The following is a 19010-nucleotide window of genomic DNA, read 5'->3' on the forward strand; positions in this document are numbered from 1 at the left end:
GCGGCGCCCCCGCCCCCCCCGCCCCCCCGCCCCCCCCCCCCCCCCCCCCCCCCCCCCCCCCCCCCCCCCCCCCCCCCCCCCGCTCTCGTGATCGGGTGGGGACGGGTGGTGCTGTTCGCGTCGCGTGGGGGGCGGGCCGCGAAGTGTCAGCCGCGCGGGCCGCGCGGCATGCGCGCGCCCTTCGGCATCGGGCCCTTGGGCACCGGCATGTTCTTCATCAGGTCGCCGACCGCGCGCAGGCGGTCGTTGACCACCGCGACCTCGGGCTTGGCCATGGTCGGCGTCAGCTTCATGATGTGCCGTTGCAGCTTGAGCAGCGGGACCTGACCCTCGTCGTTGCCGACGATGATCGTGTGCACCGTCGTGTTCGCCACCAGACGGGACATCCGCTTCTTCTCATCGGCCAGCAGTCGCGTGACGCGACCGGGCTGGCCCTCGCCCACCAGGATGATGCCGGGGCGACCCACGGCGCGGTGGACGACATCCTGCTGGCGGGTGATGGCCACGGTGGGGGTCACGACCCAGCCACGCTTGAGTGACTGCATGACCGCCAACGCGGCGCCGGGCTGGCCCTCCATCTGGCCGAGCACCGACTTCTCGGCCCGTCGTCCGAAGATGAAGGCCGCCGCGAGCAGACCCACGAGGGCACCGAAGATGCCCAGGTAGATCGGATGTCCCCACCAGAAGCCGATGGCCAGGAGTACTGCGAATACGCCCAGGCCCCAGGCCGCCACAATCAAGCCGACCCAGGGATCGGCCTTCTTCGTCTGCTGGTAGGCGAGCCGGATCTGCTTCAGCCGGCCGCTCTTCTCGGTTGGTTCCTTGCTCGCCATGTGAAAAGGATACTGGCGTGTCGTGCACCCCGGACAATGCCTGCCGACAGCTTGTCCGAACCTTCATGCGAGCGGCGCAGCGATACGGCCGTCCGGCCGGAGGTGAACCTCCGGTGAACGGCCGTACGGCGCAACGCGCGTCAGTGCGAGCCGGTGCCCGGGGCCGGGTTGACCGGGGCGAGCCGGGCCAGGATGTCGGAGGCCTCGGCGCGGGCGCGGGCCCGGTTGCGGTCGGCACACACGGCCGCCCACGCGTTGCGGCGCGCGGTGCGCTGACCGCCCTCGAACATCAGCACGGTCTCGACGGCCCGGAAGACCCGGCCCACGGTCGCCCTGCGGGCTGCGAAACCGCGATCGAACGCGCCTCGCAACACCGAGGCGTTGCCCTGCTGCGTGTCGTGCATGAACGTCGTTCCCCCTACCTGTTTTCGGTGCGAAGGTTCACCGCACTGCGGTCGACTCTCGCAACAATGTGTTACCAAACGATGACGTCCGGGTCAAACCGACGTGAAAGTCTGCATACCTTCGCCCGAAGCGGAGCGGGAGTCGCGCACGTCGAGAGCCTGGCGGTACAGCCGGCCCGCGCGGTACGAGGAGCGGACCAGGGGGCCGGAGAGCACACCCGCGAAGCCGATCTCCTCGGCTTCCTCGTTCAGCTCGACGAACTCCTCCGGGCGCACCCAGCGCTCGACGGGGTGGTGCCGCACGCTCGGCCGCAGGTATTGCGTGATGGTCAGCAGCTCGCAACCGGCGTCGTACAGGTCCTGCATGGCCTGGCTGATCTCGGCGCGTTCCTCGCCCATGCCCAGGATCAGGTTGGACTTGGTGACCAGGCCGTCCGCCCGGGCCTGGGTGATCACGTCGAGCGAGCGCTCGTACCGGAAACCCGGGCGGATGCGCTTGAAGATCCGCGGCACCGTCTCGATGTTGTGCGCGAGCACCTCGGGACGGGAGGAGAACACCTCGGCCAGCTGGTCCGGCTGCGCGGTGAAGTCCGGGATCAGCAGTTCCACGCCGGTGCCCGGGTTCAGCTGCTTGATCTGGCGGACCGTCTCCGCATACAGCCACGCACCGCCGTCGGGCAGGTCGTCGCGGGCGACGCCGGTGACGGTCGCGTACTTCAGGCCCATCGCCTGGACCGACTCCGCGACGCGGCGCGGCTCGTCACGGTCGAGCTCGGCCGGCTTGCCGGTGTCGATCTGGCAGAAGTCGCAGCGCCGGGTGCACTGGTCGCCGCCGATCAGGAAGGTCGCCTCGCGGTCTTCCCAGCATTCGTAGATGTTGGGACAACCGGCCTCCTCGCACACCGTGTGCAGCCCCTCGCGCTTCACGAGTTGCTTGAGCTCGGTGTACTCGGGGCCCATCTTCGCCCGGGTCTTGATCCACGAAGGCTTGCGCTCGATGGGAGTCTCCGCGTTGCGGACTTCCAGGCGAAGCAGCTTGCGGCCGTCGGGTGCGACAGCGGACACGCGCGACTCCCTTTGCTCGGGGCAGCCTGCGGGGCGGGACAGACTGCGGTGGGCCCGACTGGATGGTCCGGGCCCGTGGTGGGGCGGTACGTCCAGAGTACGCCGAGGGATTCGGGCCTCCGGACGGCCCATCCGGTGGCAACCGGGGCGAACCCGGGTGGATTCCCCGGATGCCGGATTCGGTACGAGGCGTGCGTCACGCGGCCGACGGACTCCGCGTCACGCCGAGCGGCGGCGGGCGTCACGCGGAGCACGATCCACGCCTCACACGGGCACGTGCGCGAACACGTCGGCCAGGTGCTTCTCGGCCAGCGGCAATACCTCGGCGACCGTCACCTCGCGGCCGAGTTCGCGGCTCAGCGAGGTGACGCCGGCGTCCTTGATGCCGCACGGCACGATCCGGTCGTAGTACGTCATGTCCGCGTCGCAGTTGATCGCGAAGCCGTGCATGGTCACCTTGCGCGAGACCCGGACGCCGATCGCCGCGAGCTTGCGGTCGTCGCCGCGCTGGCCCGCGTTGGAGGGCGCGTACTCCGGGCCGGCCAGGCGCGGGTCGAACTCCGGGTGCAGGCGCGGGTCGGGGCCGGCCGCCAGGCGGCTGTCCAGCCGCAGATCGAGCCCGCCGACCGGGGCCGGGCTCGGCGGCACCGCGTCGCCCAGGACCCAGACACCGCTGCGACCCTCGATCCGGGTGGTCTCCAGGCCCAGGTCGGCGCAGACCCGGATCAGCGCCTCCTCCATCCGGCGCACGTGCGCGACCACGTCGACCGGCTCGGGCAGCCGCACGATCGGGTAGCCGACGAGCTGCCCGGGGCCGTGCCAGGTGATCTTGCCGCCCCGGTCCACGTCGACCACGGGGGTGCCGTCCATCGGGCGCTCGGAGGGGTCCGTACGGCGGCCCGCGGTGTAGACAGCGGGGTGTTCCAAGAGCAGGCAGGTGTCCGGGGACTCGCCGCTCACCACCTGCTCGTGGACGCGGCGCTGCTCCTCCCAGGCGGCCTCGTACGGAACGGCGGCGGCGCCGAGGCCCAAGTGCACGAATCGCAAGAAGCTGGTCACGCCGACCAGCGTACGACGGGGGCGAACGTCACCGATGGCCGGCGTCGAGCCCGCGGACGGTGCAGGTGACGCCGGTGAAGGTGCAGCCGATCGCCTCGACCCGGCCGTACAGCCCGAACTCGATCACCGCACTGGCTCCGGGGGCCAGTGGGCCGTTGCCGCGCGCGGTCGCGATGCCGCGATCGGTGCTGGTGCGCATGCCCTCGCCCCAGAGCATGGTGAAGCCGCTCCCCCGGCCGGACGTGGTGAGGGTGAGGTCCCAGGCCGGGAGCGGGCGCGCGGTGCGGTTGGTGATGACCACCGTGCCGTCGGCGCCCCAGCCGGAGTCGGTCACCTTGGCGTCGACGGAGATGTCCTTGGGCCCGGTGGTGGCCGGCGGAGGCGGGACGGGCGGCGTGGTCGTCGCCGGCGGCGCGGTGGTGCGGGGCGCCGTGGGCCCGGTACTCGCGGTCGCGCTCGCCGAGGCGGAGGGGGAGCGGCCGGCCGATTTGGTCGGGCTCGCGGTCGTCGACGTGGTCGCCCCCGGGCTTGCCGAGCCGATGCCGGGCAGCGGGTACGCGGGTGCGGGCAGCGGCAGGTTCAGGTCGTTCGGGAGCGCGCGATGACGGCTCTTGTCGTCGTCCGAGCCGGAGAACAGGAAGACCCCACTGGTGAGCAGCAGGCACACGAGCGCGACCACGGCCAAGGGGATCACGATCCCACGAGCGGTGTCGTCGGGCTGGCGGGTCACGCGTGCGTTTCCTTCGAGTCGGGGCGAGCCGCAGGGGGCGGGCGGGTCGGCCGTGTGGTGCGGTTCGGGTTCCGCCACGTGGGTGTTGATCACCCCATCGGGTGAACTGACTCGCGCATGTTCCACCACGGCTCCGCGCACCGCAAGCGACGCACCGGTGGTGACGCCGCATCGGATCGGTCCCGAGGGTTCGGCAGGTTCTGCCGAACTCGGCCACCACGGACCGCCGTCGGGCCGGATTCGCCACTCGATTGGCCGGACTCGGACCGGTAACTCGAAAGGGTCATTGTTGCGAGCGTTCGGGTTGTAGCGCTCCAGAAATCGCTAGATTCTCGCGCGATCACCCACCCACACCGAACCACCGCACCAGCGGGAGGCGTTCATCTCCATGGCAGCCAGGGTCGAGCGGCGCCCCAATCACCGGCTGGCGGCGCTTGTCGAGGAAGCCGGCTTCTCGCATGCCGGTCTGGCCCGACGCGTTGACCAACTCGGTGCGGAACAGGGCATCGATCTCCGGTACGACAAGACCTCCGTGGCGCGCTGGCTGCGTGGCCAACATCCGCGCGGGATCGTCCCGATACTGCTTGCCGAGGTCTTCACCCAGCGACTCGGCCGCAAGCTCAGCGCCGAGGATCTGGGCATGGCCGGTTGCCGGCCGGACTATGCCGGGCTCGAATACGCGTCGGGGCCGCCCGAGGCGGTCGAGATCGTCACGGGCATGTGGCAGGCCGACTCGGCGCAGCGATCGGCGCTGGTGGAGGCCGCGTTCACGCCCGGGGCGCTGGTGGTGCCCAGCCGGGACTGGCTGATCGGCGCCGGCGACGAGCGGCCGGCCCGGCAGGACGGCGATCGGGTCGGGCTCGGCGACGTGGCCGCGGTGCGCGCGGTCGGCGAGGCGTTCCGGCGGTTGGACAACTCGTTCGGCGGCGGGCACGGCAGACAGGCGCTGGTGCGCTACCTCGACACGGAGGTGACCGCGATACTGCGCGGGACGTACGACTCGCGCACCGGCAGCGCGCTGTTCGGCGCGGCGGCCACGCTCACCCGGCTGGTCGGCTGGATGGCGTACGACGTGGGCGTGCACGGGATGGCGCAGCGCTACTTCGTCCAGGCGCTGCGGCTGGCCCAGGCGTCCGGGGATCGGGCGCTGGGCGGCTTCGTGTTGTCCACGATGAGCCGACAGGCGGTCTACCTCGGCCACGGGCGCGAGGCGGTGCAACTGGCGCGCGTGGCCCAGCAGGGCGCCTCGGTGGTGGCCACGCCCCGGGTCCGGGCGTTGTTCCACGCGGTCGAGGCGCGCGGGCACGGGCTGCTCGGGGACGCCCGGGCGTGCGGCGCGGCGCTGCTGCGTGCGGAGCAGGCGTTGGAGTGCGTCGCCCCGGGGGACCAGGAGCCGGAGTGGGTCGCGTTCATGGACGAGGCGCAGCTGACCGACGATCACGCGCACTGCTACCGGGACTTGGAGGACTACGACAAGGCCCGCGAATATGCCGAGCGGTCGCTGCTGTTGCGCGGCAGCGAGTACACCCGCAGCCGGCTGTTCTGCCAGACGATCCTGGCCACCGCGTTGTTGGAGTTGGGCGAGGTCGAACAGGCGTGCCGGATCGAGGCGGAGGCGACGGAGCAGGCGGAGGGCCTGCGCTCGTCGCGGGCGGTGGACTACGTGCGCGAGTTCACGCATCGGTTGGCGCCGTATCGGGATGTGCCGGCGGTGCGCGAGTTCGAGGCGCGATCGGGGTGCTTCGTCCACACGGCCTGAGGGCTTTCGTGCGGAACGTTGGAGCGCGAGTTGCGGGCGTCGTCCCGGTCGGCTCGCGCCGTCGGCGCCCACCCGTTGCCCAAGGCTCGGATGCCGCGGAATTCGGGCCTCGGGTGGGCGCGTTGGGGCTGCTCCTAGGCCGCCAGGACGCCCAGGTCGGCGAGGGCGGAGCGGGCGGCTCGGCGGCCGGAGGCCAGGGCGCCCTGGATGGAGCTGGAGTCGCGATGGTCGCCGCAGACGTACAGGCCGCCGATCAGGCGGACCGGGCGGCGGAAGTTGTGGCCGGGTTCGACCACGGGGACGGCGCGGGCGATGTGACAGGTGGTCAGGTGCGCCCACTCGGTGGTGGGCGTGTCGTACACGACGGCCAGCCGTTCGCGGACCCGCAGTTCGAGCTTGGCCGGCTCCGTGCCGTCGTGGCCCAGGACGGTCGTGGCGATCAGGGCCCGGCGGTCCGGCGCGTAGGTGGGCGCGACCTGGCTGACCACCGTGGTGTGGGTGAAGGGGCTGCGGGGGTCGGCGTCCAGGAGCAGTGACGGGTCGGGACGGGGGGCGCCGCGGGCCACGTGGTACAGCGTGGTCACCGGGTGGAACGCGGGCATCCGCAGGCCCGGCAGCAGCGCCACCGCCGTGGTCGGATCGGTGGCCACGATCACCGCGCCGGCGCGGATCTCGCCCGCCACGTCGGTGAGTACCCGGTCGGCCGAGACGGACAACACCCGCACGCCGTGGCGCACCACCCCGGCCGGCAGCCCGGCCGCGAGCTGCGCCGGCACGGCCGCCATGCCGCGGGCGGGCAGCGCCACCCGGCCGCGCAGGAACGAACGCAGCATCAACTCGGCGAACCGGCTGGACGAACACAGCGCGGGATCGTGCAACAGCATGGTCAGCAGCGGGCGCAGCGTACGACGGGCCAACTCGGGCGGCAGCGCGCGCATCGTCGGCGCGTCGGCGACGGCCAGTTCCGGAGCGCTCATCACCCGGGCCACCGGAGCGGACGCGGTCCGGGCAAGCAACGCGGCCACCCGGGCCCGCTCGGTGCCGCTGCCGTTGCGCAGCCCGCCGATCGCGTCCCGCACCCGGCGGACGTCGCCCAGCCGATGGATGCGGCCGTCGTCGTGAAGCAGTACACCGGCCTGGAACGGCCGCAACCCGAGTGCGGCGACGTCCAGTTGCCGGCTCACCTGCGGCCACGAGGTGGTCAGCGACTGGAAGCCGTGGTCGACCCGGAACCCGTCCACGAGATCGGTGCGCACCCGCCCTCCGGGTCGCTCCGCAGCCTCCAGAACGGTCACCGGAACCCCCGCCGCGGCCACGCTCCGTGCCGCACTCAGACCGGCCAGACCGGCCCCCACCACGATCACCTCGGTTCGACGCACGTCGACCACGGTCGTCCTCCCGTCCCCCTGCCCACGGCCGCAGGCGCCGCGGAGTCGGTTTCGTCGCCTACAGGTCATACCCAGGGAAATTGCCGTAATCGCCCTGTCACGCACGGGAGTTGACCCAAAAGAACCCAATCACGAACCACCCGCCCCCGGCACCCCCCGCCAACCCGATCCACACCGCCCGAGCCCGAGCAACGCCTCACGGACCCGGGAGACCCCGAGGCCGCGTCTCGGGGCCGCCCGCTGTGCTGCGGGACCGTGAATCTCCGTCCACGGGTGTGGCACCCGAGCCTGCCCCGCTGTAAGACTCGGTCGATGAAGATCGGGGAACTGACTCGCGATGCCGTGCTGGAGGCCTTGGCGGAATGCGATCGCCTCGGAACCGCGGAGTTTCTGAAGACATACGGCTTCAAACCGGCCGTGAAGTACGTGCTCGTGCACGAGGGCAAGGAGTACGACTCGAAGGCAATAGCGGGCGTGGCCCACTGGTACTGCCAGGGCAGGGCCTTGACGTCCGACGAGTTCAGTGGGGGCAAGGCCGCTGCGGCCGGTTGGTTGCTGAAGCTCGGATTCGACGTGCGGACGCCGAAACGGAACCCGGACTGGGTCTGGGACGAATTGGTGCTTGCGTGCGCTCTCCTGGCGGAGAACGGATGGGCACAGCTCGATGCGGGCGACAAGCAGGTCGTCGAGCTGTCCCGGCTGTTGCAGAAGCTTCCGTTTCATGACAAGGCCACCCGAGGCGACACGTTCCGCAATGCCAACGGCGTCGCCCGCAAGATCGTCGACATCCGGACCTGCCATCCGGACAACATCGGCAGGTTGACGCGAACCAACGGCAACAGGCTCGACTACGAGGTCCTGGCCGCTTTTCTGGCAGCACCTGCGCGGATGGCTGCGGCTGCGGCGCGCATCAAGGCCGGGCTGCGTTCGGGCGAACTGCTCAAGCTTCCCAAGGCGCCCCTGGAAGAACTCGAGGAATACAGCGCTCCCGAAGGTCGCATTCTCGCTCGACGACACCTCTATCGCGAGCGCAACCAGAGCTTGCGAGAACGCAAGCTCGCCGAGGTTCTCGGTGAGCGAGGGCATCTGGGCTGTGCGGTGTGCGACTTCGACTTCGAGGCGAAATACGGCGCGCACGGGGCCGGGTACATCGAGTGCCACCACGTCGTTCCGCTGCATGTGGCCGGAGAGGGTGAAACCAGGCTGTCCGATCTTGCGCTTGTTTGTGCCAACTGCCACCGCATGGTGCATCGCACGAATCCGTGGTTGACCATCGACGAACTCCGGGCCCTGCTGGCTCGGTAGTCGGCGCCGGGTTGGGGTCGGTGGTGGGTCAGGGGGTCAGGGCGGCGGTGAGGGTGGATTCGATGGTGGGGTGTTCGAAGGTGAAGCCCGAGGTGAGGAGGGCCTTGGGGAGGACGCGTTGGCCGGTGAGGATCTCGTTGCCGAAGTCGCCGAGGACGGTGCGGAGGGCGAAGGCGGGGACGGGCAGGGCGGTTGGGCGGTGCAAGGCCTTGCCCAGGGCCCTGGTCGCCTCGGCGTTGGTGACCGGGTGCGGTGCGGTCAGGTTGACCGGGCCGGCGAGGTCGGGGTGGTCCAGGGCGTGCCGGATCGCGGCCACCTCGTCGGTGAGCGAGATGAAGCTCCAGTATTGCCGGCCCGAGCCGAGCCGGCCGCCCAGACCGGCCTTGACCAGCGGGATCATTCGGCGCAGCGTGCCGCCGGAGCGGTCCAGCACCAGGCCGGTGCGCAGGTGGGCGACCCGGATGCCGGCCTCCAGGGCGGGTGCGGTGGCGGCCTCCCACTCGGTGCACAGGTCGGCCAGGAAGCCGCGGCCGGGCGGGGCGGACTCGTCCACCTCGCGGTCGCCGGTGTCGCCGTAGAAGCCCATCGCGGAACCGGACAGCAGTACCCGCGGCGCCGGTTCGAGGGCCGCCAGCGCGCGCGAGACGGCCGCGGTGCCCAGGACCCGGCTGTCGCGCAGTTCGCGCTTGTACGCGGCCGTCCAGCGCTTGTCGCCGATGCCCGCGCCGGCCAGGTGCACCGCCGCGTCCACCGGGCCGAGGGCGGCGGTGTCCACGGTGCCCGCGTGCGGGTCCCAGCGGACCTCGTCCGGTCTGCCGGGAGCCCGGCGGACCAGCCGGACCACCTCGTGGCCGTCGGCGGCCAGCGAGCGGACGAGAGCGGAACCCACGAGGCCGGACGAACCGGTGACGGCGATGCGCATGCCGCCATCCTTGCCCACCGGACGCCGGACATGCCGAAGGCGGCCCGGACGAGGTGTCCGAACCGCCCTCGGGACGTGCCCACCGTTGCGGAACGGGTCCGCCGCGGCATGTCCTACAGGCCGAGGTCGCCTTCGAAGGCGCCTTCCTCCAGGCGGGTCTTCACCGTCTGCAGGAAGCGGGCCGCGTCCGCGCCGTCCACCAGGCGGTGGTCGTAGGACAGGGCCAGGTACACCATCGAACGAACCGCGATGACCTCGCCGAGCGTCGGGTCGTTGACCACGACCGGGCGCTTGACGACCGCGCCCGTGCCGAGCATCGCGACCTGCGGCTGCGGGAAGATCGGCGTGTCGAACAGCGCGCCGCGCGAACCGGTGTTGGTCAGCGTGAACGTGCCGCCGGCCAGCTCGTCCGGGCTCACCTTGTTGGTGCGGGTGCGCTCGGCCAGGTCGGAGATCTTGCGCGAGAGGCCCGCGATGTTCAGGTCACCCGCGTTGTGGATGACCGGGACCATCAGGCCGCGGTCGGTGTCCACCGCGATCACCAGGTGCTCGGCGTCGTGGTAGGTCACGGTGCCGGCGGCCAGGTCCATCGACGCGTTCAGGACCGGGTGGATCTTGAGCGCCTCGACGGCCGCCTTCGCGAAGAACGGCATGAACGACAGCTTGACGCCCTCGCGCGCCACGAAGTCGTTCTTGGCCCGGTCGCGCAGGCGGGCGATGTTGGTGACGTCCACCTCCACGACCGTGGTCAGCTGGGCCGAGGTCTGCAGCGACTCGACCATGCGCTTGGCGATCACCGTGCGCATGCGCGAGAGCTTCTCGGTCCGACCGCGCAGCGGCGACGGCTCGACCGGGGCCGGGGCCTTGGCGGCGGACGCGGCCGGGGCGGCGGCCGGAGCCGATGCCGCGGCGGCGGCCTGGGCCGCCTGCTGCTTGCGGGCCGTCTCCAGGACGTCCTGCTTGCGGATCCGGCCACCGATGCCGGTGCCCGCGATCGAGCCCAGGTCCACGTTGTGCTCGGCGGCCAGCTTGCGCACGAGCGGCGTGACGTACGCGCCGTCCGCCTCGGCCGGCGGGGTGAGCTGCGGGGCGGCCGGGGCTGCCTGCTGCGCGGCCGGTGCCGGGGCAGGGGCGGGAGCGGGCGCCGGAGCGGGCTTGGGCGCAGGTGCCGGGGCCGGAGCCGCCGGTGCCTGCGGAGCCGGTGCGGGAGCCGCCGGAGCCGGTGCCTGCTGCGCCGGTGCCTGCTGCGCCGGAGCGGGAGCCGCCGGAGCGGGAGCCGCGGCCGGTGCGGAACCGGGCGCGCCGATGACGGCCAGCTCGGCGCCGACCTCCACCGTCTCGTCCTCGGCGACGCTGATCTTCAGCAGCACGCCACCGATCGGCGCCGGGATCTCGGTGTCGACCTTGTCGGTCGAGACCTCCAGGAGCGGCTCGTCGGCCTCGACCGTGTCACCCTCCTGCTTGAGCCAGCGGGTGATGGTGCCTTCCTGCACGCTCTCGCCGAGCCCGGGCAGCAGCACCGGGGTGCCCTGCACGTCGCCGGCGGGGGCGGCCGGAGCCGCGGCCGGCTCGGCGGGGGCGGCCTGAGCGGCCTGGGCCTGCGCGGGCTCCGCCTGTGCGGGCTCCGCCTGCGCGGGCTCGGCCGGGGCGGCCTGAGCGGCCGGCGCGGCAGTCTCCTGCGCCGGCGAGCCGGCCGTGGCCGGTGCCTCGGCACCGGTGCCGTCGTCGATCACGGCCAGTTCGGCGCCGACATCGACCGTGTCGTCTTCCTGGGCCTTGATGGACACCAGAATGCCGGCGGCGGGGGAGGGGATCTCGGTGTCGACCTTGTCGGTCGAGACCTCGAGCAGGGGCTCGTCCAGCTCGACGCGCTCACCCTCCTGCTTGAGCCAGCGGGTGATGGTGCCCTCCTGCACGCTCTCGCCGAGCGCGGGCAGTGTTACGGAGACCGGCATGGGTCAATGACTCCTTCTCAACGCTTCAAGGCGTGTGTCTTGGATGACGGTGCGCGATTGGGGGCGCGTCGTCAGTCGTGGACGTGCAGCGGCTTGCCCGCCAACGCGAGGTGGGCCTCGCCAAGCGCCTCGGACTGCGTCGGGTGCGGGTGGATGAGCTGGGCGACCTCGGCCGGGAGGGCCTCCCAGTTGTAGATCAGCTGGGCCTCCGAGGTCAGTTCACCCATGCGGGCGCCGACCATGTGGATGCCGACGACCGGGCCGTCCTTGACCGAGACGACCTTGACCTGGCCGGTCGTCTTGAGGATCTGGCTCTTGCCGTTGCCGCCGAGGCTGTAGCTGATCGTGGCGAGCTTGTCCGAGCCGTAGCGCTCGACCGCCTGCGCCTCGGTGAGGCCGACCGAGGCCACCTCCGGGTCGCAGTAGGTCACGCGCGGCACGCCCGCGTAGTCGATCGGCACCGGGTTCAGCCCGGCGATCCGCTCGGCGACCAGGATGCCCTCGCCGAAACCGACGTGGGCGAGCTGGAGGGTGGGGATGAGGTCGCCCACGGCCGAGATCGTCGGCACGTTGGTGGCGCAGTACTCGTCGACCAGGACGTAGCCGCGGTCCATCGCGACGCCGGCCTCCTCGTAGCCCAGCCCCGCCGAGACCGGGCCGCGACCGACGGCGACGAGCAGCAGCTCGGCCTCGATCTGCTTGCCGTTCTCCAGCGAGACCCGGACGCCCGCGTCGGTGTACTCGACACCGGCGAAGCGCGCACCGAGCTCGAACTTGATCCCGCGCCGGCGGAAGGCCCGCTCCAAAAGCTTGCTGGACGCCTCGTCCTCCAGGGCCACCAGGTGCGGCAGCGCCTCGACGATGGTCACGTCCACACCGAAGGACTTCCAGGCACTGGCGAACTCGACGCCGATCACGCCGCCGCCCAGGACCACCGCGGACTGCGGGACCCGGTCGAGCACGAGCGCGTGGTCGCTGTTGATCACCCGGTTGCCGTCGATCTCCAGGCCGGGGAGCGACTTGGGCACGGAGCCGGTCGCGAGCACCACGTGTCGACCCTCGTAGCGCTGCCCGTTCACCTCGACCGAGGTCGGCGACACGAGCTTGCCGGCGCCTTCGACGACGGTGATCTTCCGGCTGTTGATCAGCCCGGTCAGACCCTTGAACAGGCGCGAGATGACGCCGTCCTTGTATGCGTGCACGGCCGAGATGTCGATGCCGTCGAACGTCGACTTGACGCCGAACTGCTCGCTCTCACGGGTCTGGTCCGCGACCTCGCCCGCGTGGAGCAGCGCCTTGGTCGGGATGCAGCCGTTGTGCAGACACGTGCCGCCGAGCTTGCCCTTTTCGATGAGGACGACCCGCATACCGAGTTCGGCCGCGCGAAGGGCGCACGCATAGCCGCCGCTCCCGCCTCCGAGAATGACTACATCGAAAACGGCTCCGGCGTCGTTCGCCACGTCACGTCCTCCTGTGATTGCGATGCCCACCCGCGCGGGACGCGGCGGGTAGCACCCCCTTCTTGTGGAAGGTCTCAAGTGCCGGTACAACATCCTCCCACTTGTCGGGAGCGACCGAGCACTCCGCCCCGGTGTTGCCTGTCCCACAAGGGCCGCGCCGAAATGGCGGATCGGGGGCACAACGTGCCGTTGCGACTCGTTGTTCCGACACGATCACGACCTCCGCGCGGCGGACCGACGCGGATGACATGCGCGTATGACAGGAAGGAAATCCCCGTGGGGTTGTTCCGACGCAAACGCGGTGCCGGCGCGGATGCGCCCGATCGCAGGCAGGCCGCCGCCGCGGCGGCGCACCTGAGCGAGTTCGCGCGCAGCCGCAACGGAGTCGAGGCCTACATCGAACCGGTGACCACGCTGAGCGGGACGACGGTGGTGTTCATCGCCGACACCGGCGAGTGGACCCGCCGTCGGGTCGCCGATCCCGGTGCCGCGCGCACGCTCGCGCGCAAGCTGGGCATCCCGGTGTACGAGGCGGCCCTGGTGGGCTACCCCAAGCGCATGCGCGAGTGGACCCGCCGGCAGTCCGCCGACGGATCCTGACGCACTGCGGTCGAACGGGACCCGAGCGACCGGGGCCGAACAGGCCCCGACCGACCGGGTCGTACGGATGGCGACCGACCCGGATGCAACCGCCGGCTCGGCCGGGGCGCGAGGGCGCCCCGGCCGAGCCGGACCGAACCGTGCCGAGCGGATACCGGGAATCGGGTCGGCAACGCCCCGGTTCCCGACCGCGGCACCGGTCCGGGGATCAGATCCGGTTGTCCGCCACGTCCTGCGCGACCTGGAGCAGCGAGCGCACGGCCACACCGGTGCCGCCCTTGGGCCGGTAGCCGCCGGCCTCGCCCTCGTGGAACGCCGGGCCGGCGATGTCCAGGTGCGCCCAGCTGACGCCGTCGGCCACGAACTCCTGGAGGAAGATGCCGGCGAGCAGGCCGCCGCCCATCCGCGAGTTGCCCATGTTCTTCAGATCCGCGATCGGCGAGTCCATCTGCTTGCGCATGTCCGCCGGCAGCGGCATCGGCCAGGCCTGCTCGCCCGCCCGCGTCGCGGCGTCGTACACCGCGTCGCGGAAGGTGTCGTCGTTGGCCATGATCCCGTACATGTCGTTGCCCAGGGCGACCATCATCGCGCCGGTCAGCGTCGCGACGTCGATCAGCATCTGCGGCGACTCCTCGCACGCACGGGTGATCGCGTCGGCCAGGACCAGCCGGCCCTCGGCGTCGGTGTTGAGCACCTCGACCGTGCGGCCGCCGTACATCCGCAGCACGTCACCGGGGCGGGTCGCGGTGCCGGAGGGCATGTTCTCGGCCAGCGCGAGCCAGCCGGTCACGTTGACCTCCAGGCCCAGCCGGGCCACGGCCGCGACCGCGCCCAGGACGGCCGCCGCGCCGCCCATGTCCATCTTCATCGTCTCGTTGGCACCTGCCGGCTTGAGCGAGATGCCGCCCGAGTCGTAGGTGATGCCCTTGCCGACCAGCGCGATGGTGCGCTTGGCCTTGGGGTGCGTGTAGCCCAGCCGGACCAGGCGCGGCTTGTTGGCCGAGCCCTGGCCGACGCCCAGGATGCCGCCGAAGCCGCCCTTGGCGAGCGCCTTGTCGTCGAGCACCTCGACCTTGAAGCCGGCGTTCTTGCCGGTGTCCACCGCGATCGCGGCGAAGTCCTTCGGGGTCAGGTCGTTCGGCGGGGTGTTGACCAGGTCGCGGGCCTGGTTCACGCTCTGCGCGGTGATCGCGGCGCGCTCCACGGCGGCCTTGGCGGCCTTGTCCCGGCCCTTGATGCCGAGCAGCACGACGTCCTTGACCGCGTCCTTGCGGCCCTCGCGCGACTTCTCCCGGTAGGCCTCGAACGAGTACGCGCCGAGCAGTACGCCCTCCCCGAACGCACCCACCGCCTCCGCACCGGCCAGAGGCAGGGCCACGCCCGCCTTCTTGACACCCGCGAGCGCCCGGGCCACGGTGCCGCCGGCCCGCCGCAGCGTCTCGTGCGTGAAGCCGTCGGCGGGCCGCTCGCCGAGGCCGATCACCAGCACGAGCGGGGCCTTGGCCGCGCCGAAGGTCGGGACGCGGTGTAGTTCGCCCTCGGCGCCCGTGGCGTCGAGCGCGGACAGAGTGTCGGTGAGTCGGCCGTCGAACGCCGCGGCGATGCTTTCGCTGCCCTCGGCGACGACGGCGCCGTTCTCACCCTTGACGGCGCCGATCACGAGAACGTCGGCGCGCAGGGAAAGGGCCGCGGTGGAGCCGATACTCAGTGTGGTCACGAGTGTCCTGTCTCTCATCTCTCGGGGGTGCTGAATGCCCGCACGATCGGTGGGGCACCGACGCGGCGATCCTTGCTCGGGATGCCTCGTCGAGCGGTGACGAGCCGTATGGAAGATACGTTCGCGGTCAGCATTTCACGCCTTCCCGGCAAACGTCTCAGCCAGTGGACACGACCAGCAGCGCGACGCACCCCGAGATCTCCACGACGGCGCCCAGCACGTCGCCGGTGATCCCGCCGAATCGGCGGACGGTGTGCCGCAACAGCAGGGCGCCGGCGGCGAGTCCGGCGGCTGCCGCGCCGAGTGCGCGCAGTCCTTCGGCGGGACCCTGGATCGCGCCGTACAGCCCGGCGGCCGCGAGCAGGACCAGCGACCAGGCCAGGAGCACACCGCGCCCGACGGTGCCGGCGACCATCGCGCCGAGCCCGTCCGGCCGGGCCGAGGGCACCCCCGGGCCGCAGGCGAGCGACAGCGCGGTGCGGCCGGTCACCACGGCCAGCACCAGGCCCGCCGCGGCCGGGGCCGAGCCGTGCTGCTGGAGCCGGACCAGCGCACCGATCTCGATCGACACCAGGAACAGCAGGCTCAGGACACCGAACGGGCCGATGTCGGACGCCTTCATGATCCGCAGCGCGTCCGGTGCGGGCTTGGCCGAGCCGAGGCCGTCGGCGGTGTCGGCCAGACCGTCCAGGTGCAGCCCGCGGGTGAGCAGCGCCAGGGTGCCGACCGCGAGTGCCGCGGCGGTGAACGCGCCGGTGCCGGTCCACGCGGCGAGCGCCAGCACACCGGCCGCCAGGCCGCCCAGGACCAGGCCGACCAGCGGTGCGCAGGCCATCGCCCGGCCGGCCACCGGGCGGTCCACCCGATCGACCCGGACCGGGATCACCGACAGGATGCCGAACGCCAGGCGCAGACCGGCCGAGGTGGTACCCGCGCTCACGGGGCGGGGTGCACCCGGGCCACCAGGTCGACCGCGGCGCGCAGCACCGGCAGCGCGAGCAGTGCGCCGACCGCCTCGCCGTCCCTGACCCGGTAGTCCAGGACGGGTTCCAGGGCCAGCCGGTCCAGCGCCTTGACGTGCCCCGGCTCGGGGGTGACGTGGCCGGCCAGCCACCAGTCGGGGGAGCGGTACGAGATGCGCTGCGCGACCAGCGCGGACGCGGCGGTGGCCACGTCGTCCAGCAGCACGGGGGTACGCCGGATCGAGCACTGGAGCAGGAATCCGGTCATCGCCGCGAAGTCGGCCCCGCCGGAGACGCCGAGCAGGCGCATCGGGTCGCCCAGCACCGGCCGGGCCCGGCGCAGCGCGTCGCGGATGGTGGCGCACTTGCGGATCCAGGTCGCGTCGTCGATGCCGGAGCCGCGACCGATCACGGCCGCCGCGTCCATGCCGGTCAGCGCACCGATCAGGACGGCCGCCGGCGTGGTCGCGGCAGCGCCCAACGAGCCGAGCAGCAACATGTCGGCGCCGGAGTCGATCTCCGCGTCGGCGGTGGCCATGCCGATCCCGAACGCCCGCTCGGCCTCGCCGGGGGCGAGCGCGTCGGCGGTGTCCACGGGCGCGGACGCGCGGCGGATCCGGTCCCGCGAGACATGTTCGGGGAACGCGTCGGGTTCGGCGTCGACGGCGATGTCGACGATCCGGACCGGCGCGCCGACGGCCGCCGCGAAGGTGGCCGCGGCCGAGGTGCCGTCGAGGGTGGCCAAGACCTCGCGCGCGGTCCAGCCCGGACGGCGGACCGACACGTCGTGGGCGGCGACGCCGTGGTCGGCGGCGAACAGCACCACGCGGGGTGCGCCGATGGGCGCGGTGGTCTTGCCGCCCTGGACCGAGGCGAACCAGATCGCGAGATCTTCGAGTCGGCCGTAGGCATTCGGCGCGCCCGTCACGGCGATGAGGTGTTCGCGCACGCGGGCACGGGCGTCGTCGTCGGGGCGCTCCACCTGTGCGGCCAGGGAGTCGAGGTCGATTGTCACCCGGTCAGGGTAGTTGTGCGGTCGGGCGGGCGGCGACGGGTCCGGCGCCGCAGTCCCGGCCCGGTGGGTCCGAGTCGTGGCCCCCCGGCCGCTCCGGCCGCTTCGGCGCCGTTGGCCCCTCGGCCCGCACCGCCCGCGGCGTGCGATGGGTGCGCGGGCAGCGGTTGCGCCCGGTGGGGGAGCCGACCGGGCCTTCGGGTCGGTCTCGGGAGTGCCTGCCGGCTACGACGCCGCGTGCCTTGCCCTGCGGGGGAGGCTGCGCAGGGTGAGGACCTGACCGGCGACGACCAGCAGCACCTCGTCGGATTCGCCGGCGATGGTGGCGTTGAGTCGGCCGAGTTCGTCGCGGAAGCGGCGGCCGGCCGAGGTCGGGGGCACCACGCCGCTGCCGACCTCGTTGCTGACGCCGACCACCGGGACCCGGCAGGCCCGCCAGGCGGCGGCCAATGCGGTGATGTCGGCCCGTACCGCCTCGCGCGCCCCCGCCGCCCACCGGGCGTCGTCCCACGCGCCGTGCGTGTCCATCACCGCGGTCAGCCACAACGACAGGCAGTCCACCAGGAGCGGTTGTCGGGCCTCGGCGAGCAGCCGGGTCAGCTCGACCGTCTCGGCGGTGCTCCAGGTGTCCGGGCGCCGATCGCGGTGCAGCGCGACCCGCTCGGCCCATTCGGCATCGCCCTCGCGGGTGCCGCCGGTGGCCACGTAGAGCACGTCCGGGCAGGCCGCCAGGCGGCGTTCGGCCTCCGCCGACTTGCCCGAGCGGGCGCCGCCCAGGACCAGGGTGCGATGCGGACGCGGCGCGGGCGAGGCGTCCGCGCCGACCCGGACCAGGCCGCCGTCGGGTACCGCGCGGGCCCCCCACGCGGCCAGCCGACGATGCAGTTCCTCGCCCGGCGGCGACTCGTGCGACAGGTGTATCGCCAGCACGTCGGTGTCCTCGGTGACCGCACCGTCGCGGCGCAGCGTGGCCAGTCGCTCCGGCCACGAGACCACGTCCAGGAGCACCACGTCGTAGTGCCCGCCCTCGCGCGTCCAGGCCCGGGTCGCCTCCGCCTCGGGCGGCAGCGCGGAGGGCGGCGCGTACAGCAGCCGGGTTCCGTCGGTGCCGGTCACCTCGTAGGCGACACGCCCGGGGGTACCCCCCGGCAACACCCGTATGCGGTGCCCGTCCAGGTCGAATGTGTCCTCCTCGGCGACCTGTCGCCAGTGCGGTCCGCCCGCCGGGGGCGCGGGCAGCCAGGCCGGCGGCCCGGACGGCGCGACCACCTCGACCAGCCCGGCCGCGGGCAACCAGGCCAGCGGCGCGGACTCGGCCGGACCGCTCAGGAGCAGTCGCCGCACCCCGGTCAGCGGGTGTCCGGTCCGCGCGGCCGCGTGCGCGGGCTCGGGCCCGCAGTCGAGCAGCAGCGTGCCGTCGAGCAGCACGCAGGCGGGCCCGCGCACCACCGGACCGGTGCACCCCAGACAGGAGGCACAGGTGCAGAACGGCTGGGGCCAGCCCTTGGGACCGGCCGTGCCGAGCAGCGTCAGCTCCATGGGTGTCGTCGTGCTCCTGGCTATGAGGTGGTCGGGCTTGATCTACTGTGCAGGTCTTTTGACGGTCCGAGATCCCGAGGTGAGGAGCCCGACATGTCGTGGGTGTGGCGGTATGAGGACGCGGACGGTGCCCCGGTCGACGGACCGCAGGCGGAGGACTTCACGAACCAGTCGGACGCGGAGAGCTGGCTCGGCGAGACCTGGAAGGACCTGCTCGAGGCCGGCATCGAACAGGTGAGCCTGCTGGAGGACGATGCCGTGGTCTACGAGCACATGAGCCTGCGCGCCGCCGAGGGCTGA

The 19010-nt window shown here is 72.3% G+C and carries 17 protein-coding genes; 4 read left to right on the plus strand and 13 right to left on the minus strand.

The window, feature by feature from the left end:
- Positions 1–146 precede the first annotated feature (146 nt).
- The 5 genes from ACIBM5_RS05585 to ACIBM5_RS05605 form a co-directional block, all read right to left on the minus strand.
- The gene (locus ACIBM5_RS05585; RefSeq protein WP_391582723.1) at positions 147–833 is read right to left on the minus strand and encodes a DUF4191 domain-containing protein; all 687 of its coding nucleotides are present in this window, start codon (positions 831–833) and stop codon (positions 147–149) included.
- Positions 834–973: 140 nt separating this feature from the next.
- A complete protein-coding gene (locus tag ACIBM5_RS05590) occupies positions 974–1237 on the minus strand; it encodes a hypothetical protein (RefSeq protein ID WP_396005543.1) in 264 nt (87 codons plus the stop codon).
- A 93-nt stretch (positions 1238–1330) separates the two neighbouring features.
- Positions 1331–2302 (minus strand): lipoyl synthase, encoded by a 972-nt coding sequence (gene lipA, locus ACIBM5_RS05595; RefSeq protein ID WP_396005545.1) that lies wholly within the window; start codon positions 2300–2302, stop codon positions 1331–1333.
- Positions 2303–2566: 264 nt separating this feature from the next.
- Complete coding sequence (lipB, locus tag ACIBM5_RS05600) at positions 2567–3361, minus strand: lipoyl(octanoyl) transferase LipB (protein ID WP_391582720.1); 795 nt, start codon at positions 3359–3361, stop codon at positions 2567–2569.
- 28 nt (positions 3362–3389) lie between these two features.
- Positions 3390–4091, minus strand: a complete 702-nt coding sequence (locus ACIBM5_RS05605; RefSeq protein ID WP_396005547.1) for a hypothetical protein — start codon at positions 4089–4091, stop codon at positions 3390–3392.
- A 388-nt stretch (positions 4092–4479) separates the two neighbouring features.
- On the opposite strand from ACIBM5_RS05605, the gene ACIBM5_RS05610 reads away from it, so the two are divergent.
- Positions 4480–5850 carry a regulator gene (locus ACIBM5_RS05610; RefSeq protein WP_391582718.1) on the plus strand — a complete coding sequence of 457 codons (1371 nt, stop codon included), beginning with the start codon at positions 4480–4482 and terminating at the stop codon, positions 5848–5850.
- 134 nt (positions 5851–5984) lie between these two features.
- Here ACIBM5_RS05610 and ACIBM5_RS05615 read toward each other — a convergent pair whose 3' ends face one another.
- On the minus strand, positions 5985–7229 hold the full coding sequence (locus tag ACIBM5_RS05615) for an NAD(P)/FAD-dependent oxidoreductase (protein WP_396005549.1): 1245 nt from the start codon (positions 7227–7229) through the stop codon (positions 5985–5987).
- A gap of 321 nt (positions 7230–7550) precedes the next feature.
- On the opposite strand from ACIBM5_RS05615, the gene ACIBM5_RS05620 reads away from it, so the two are divergent.
- Complete coding sequence (locus ACIBM5_RS05620; protein ID WP_396005550.1) at positions 7551–8543, plus strand: HNH endonuclease; 993 nt, start codon at positions 7551–7553, stop codon at positions 8541–8543.
- A gap of 28 nt (positions 8544–8571) precedes the next feature.
- Here ACIBM5_RS05620 and ACIBM5_RS05625 read toward each other — a convergent pair whose 3' ends face one another.
- From ACIBM5_RS05625 to lpdA, 3 genes are all read right to left on the minus strand, one after another.
- Entirely contained in the window at positions 8572–9465 is an 894-nt protein-coding gene (locus ACIBM5_RS05625; protein WP_396005551.1) for a TIGR01777 family oxidoreductase, read from the minus strand.
- 113 nt (positions 9466–9578) lie between these two features.
- Positions 9579–11420, minus strand: coding sequence for a 2-oxoglutarate dehydrogenase, E2 component, dihydrolipoamide succinyltransferase (gene sucB, locus ACIBM5_RS05630; RefSeq protein ID WP_396005552.1), 1842 nt, complete (start codon positions 11418–11420; stop codon positions 9579–9581).
- A 71-nt stretch (positions 11421–11491) separates the two neighbouring features.
- A complete protein-coding gene (gene lpdA, locus ACIBM5_RS05635) occupies positions 11492–12880 on the minus strand; it encodes a dihydrolipoyl dehydrogenase (protein ID WP_396005553.1) in 1389 nt (462 codons plus the stop codon).
- Between the two features lie 276 nt (positions 12881–13156).
- On the opposite strand from lpdA, the gene ACIBM5_RS05640 reads away from it, so the two are divergent.
- Positions 13157–13480, plus strand: a complete 324-nt coding sequence (locus tag ACIBM5_RS05640; protein WP_391582712.1) for a hypothetical protein — start codon at positions 13157–13159, stop codon at positions 13478–13480.
- A 208-nt stretch (positions 13481–13688) separates the two neighbouring features.
- Here the strand turns inward: ACIBM5_RS05640 and ACIBM5_RS05645 are convergent, their stop codons facing one another.
- The 4 genes from ACIBM5_RS05645 to ACIBM5_RS05660 all read right to left on the minus strand — a co-directional run bounded on the left by ACIBM5_RS05645 (position 13689) and on the right by ACIBM5_RS05660 (position 18710).
- Positions 13689–15197, minus strand: a complete 1509-nt coding sequence (locus ACIBM5_RS05645) for a leucyl aminopeptidase (protein ID WP_396005554.1) — start codon at positions 15195–15197, stop codon at positions 13689–13691.
- Between the two features lie 157 nt (positions 15198–15354).
- Positions 15355–16137, minus strand: coding sequence for an adenosylcobinamide-GDP ribazoletransferase (locus tag ACIBM5_RS05650; protein ID WP_396005555.1), 783 nt, complete (start codon positions 16135–16137; stop codon positions 15355–15357).
- On the minus strand, positions 16134–17174 hold the full coding sequence (locus ACIBM5_RS05655) for a nicotinate-nucleotide--dimethylbenzimidazole phosphoribosyltransferase (protein WP_396005556.1): 1041 nt from the start codon (positions 17172–17174) through the stop codon (positions 16134–16136). The genes ACIBM5_RS05650 and ACIBM5_RS05655 overlap by 4 nt, the downstream gene beginning before the upstream one ends.
- A 222-nt stretch (positions 17175–17396) precedes the next feature.
- The gene (locus ACIBM5_RS05660; protein ID WP_396005557.1) at positions 17397–18710 is read right to left on the minus strand and encodes a bifunctional adenosylcobinamide kinase/adenosylcobinamide-phosphate guanylyltransferase; all 1314 of its coding nucleotides are present in this window, start codon (positions 18708–18710) and stop codon (positions 17397–17399) included.
- A 93-nt stretch (positions 18711–18803) separates the two neighbouring features.
- Between ACIBM5_RS05660 and ACIBM5_RS05665 the strand changes: the two genes are divergently transcribed.
- Positions 18804–19010: a hypothetical protein gene (locus ACIBM5_RS05665; protein WP_391582707.1), complete on the plus strand. Its 207-nt coding sequence runs from the start codon at positions 18804–18806 to the stop codon at positions 19008–19010.

The sequence above is a fragment of the Embleya sp. NPDC050493 genome, assembly GCF_044458105.1.
Lineage (GTDB): Bacteria > Actinomycetota > Actinomycetes > Streptomycetales > Streptomycetaceae > Embleya.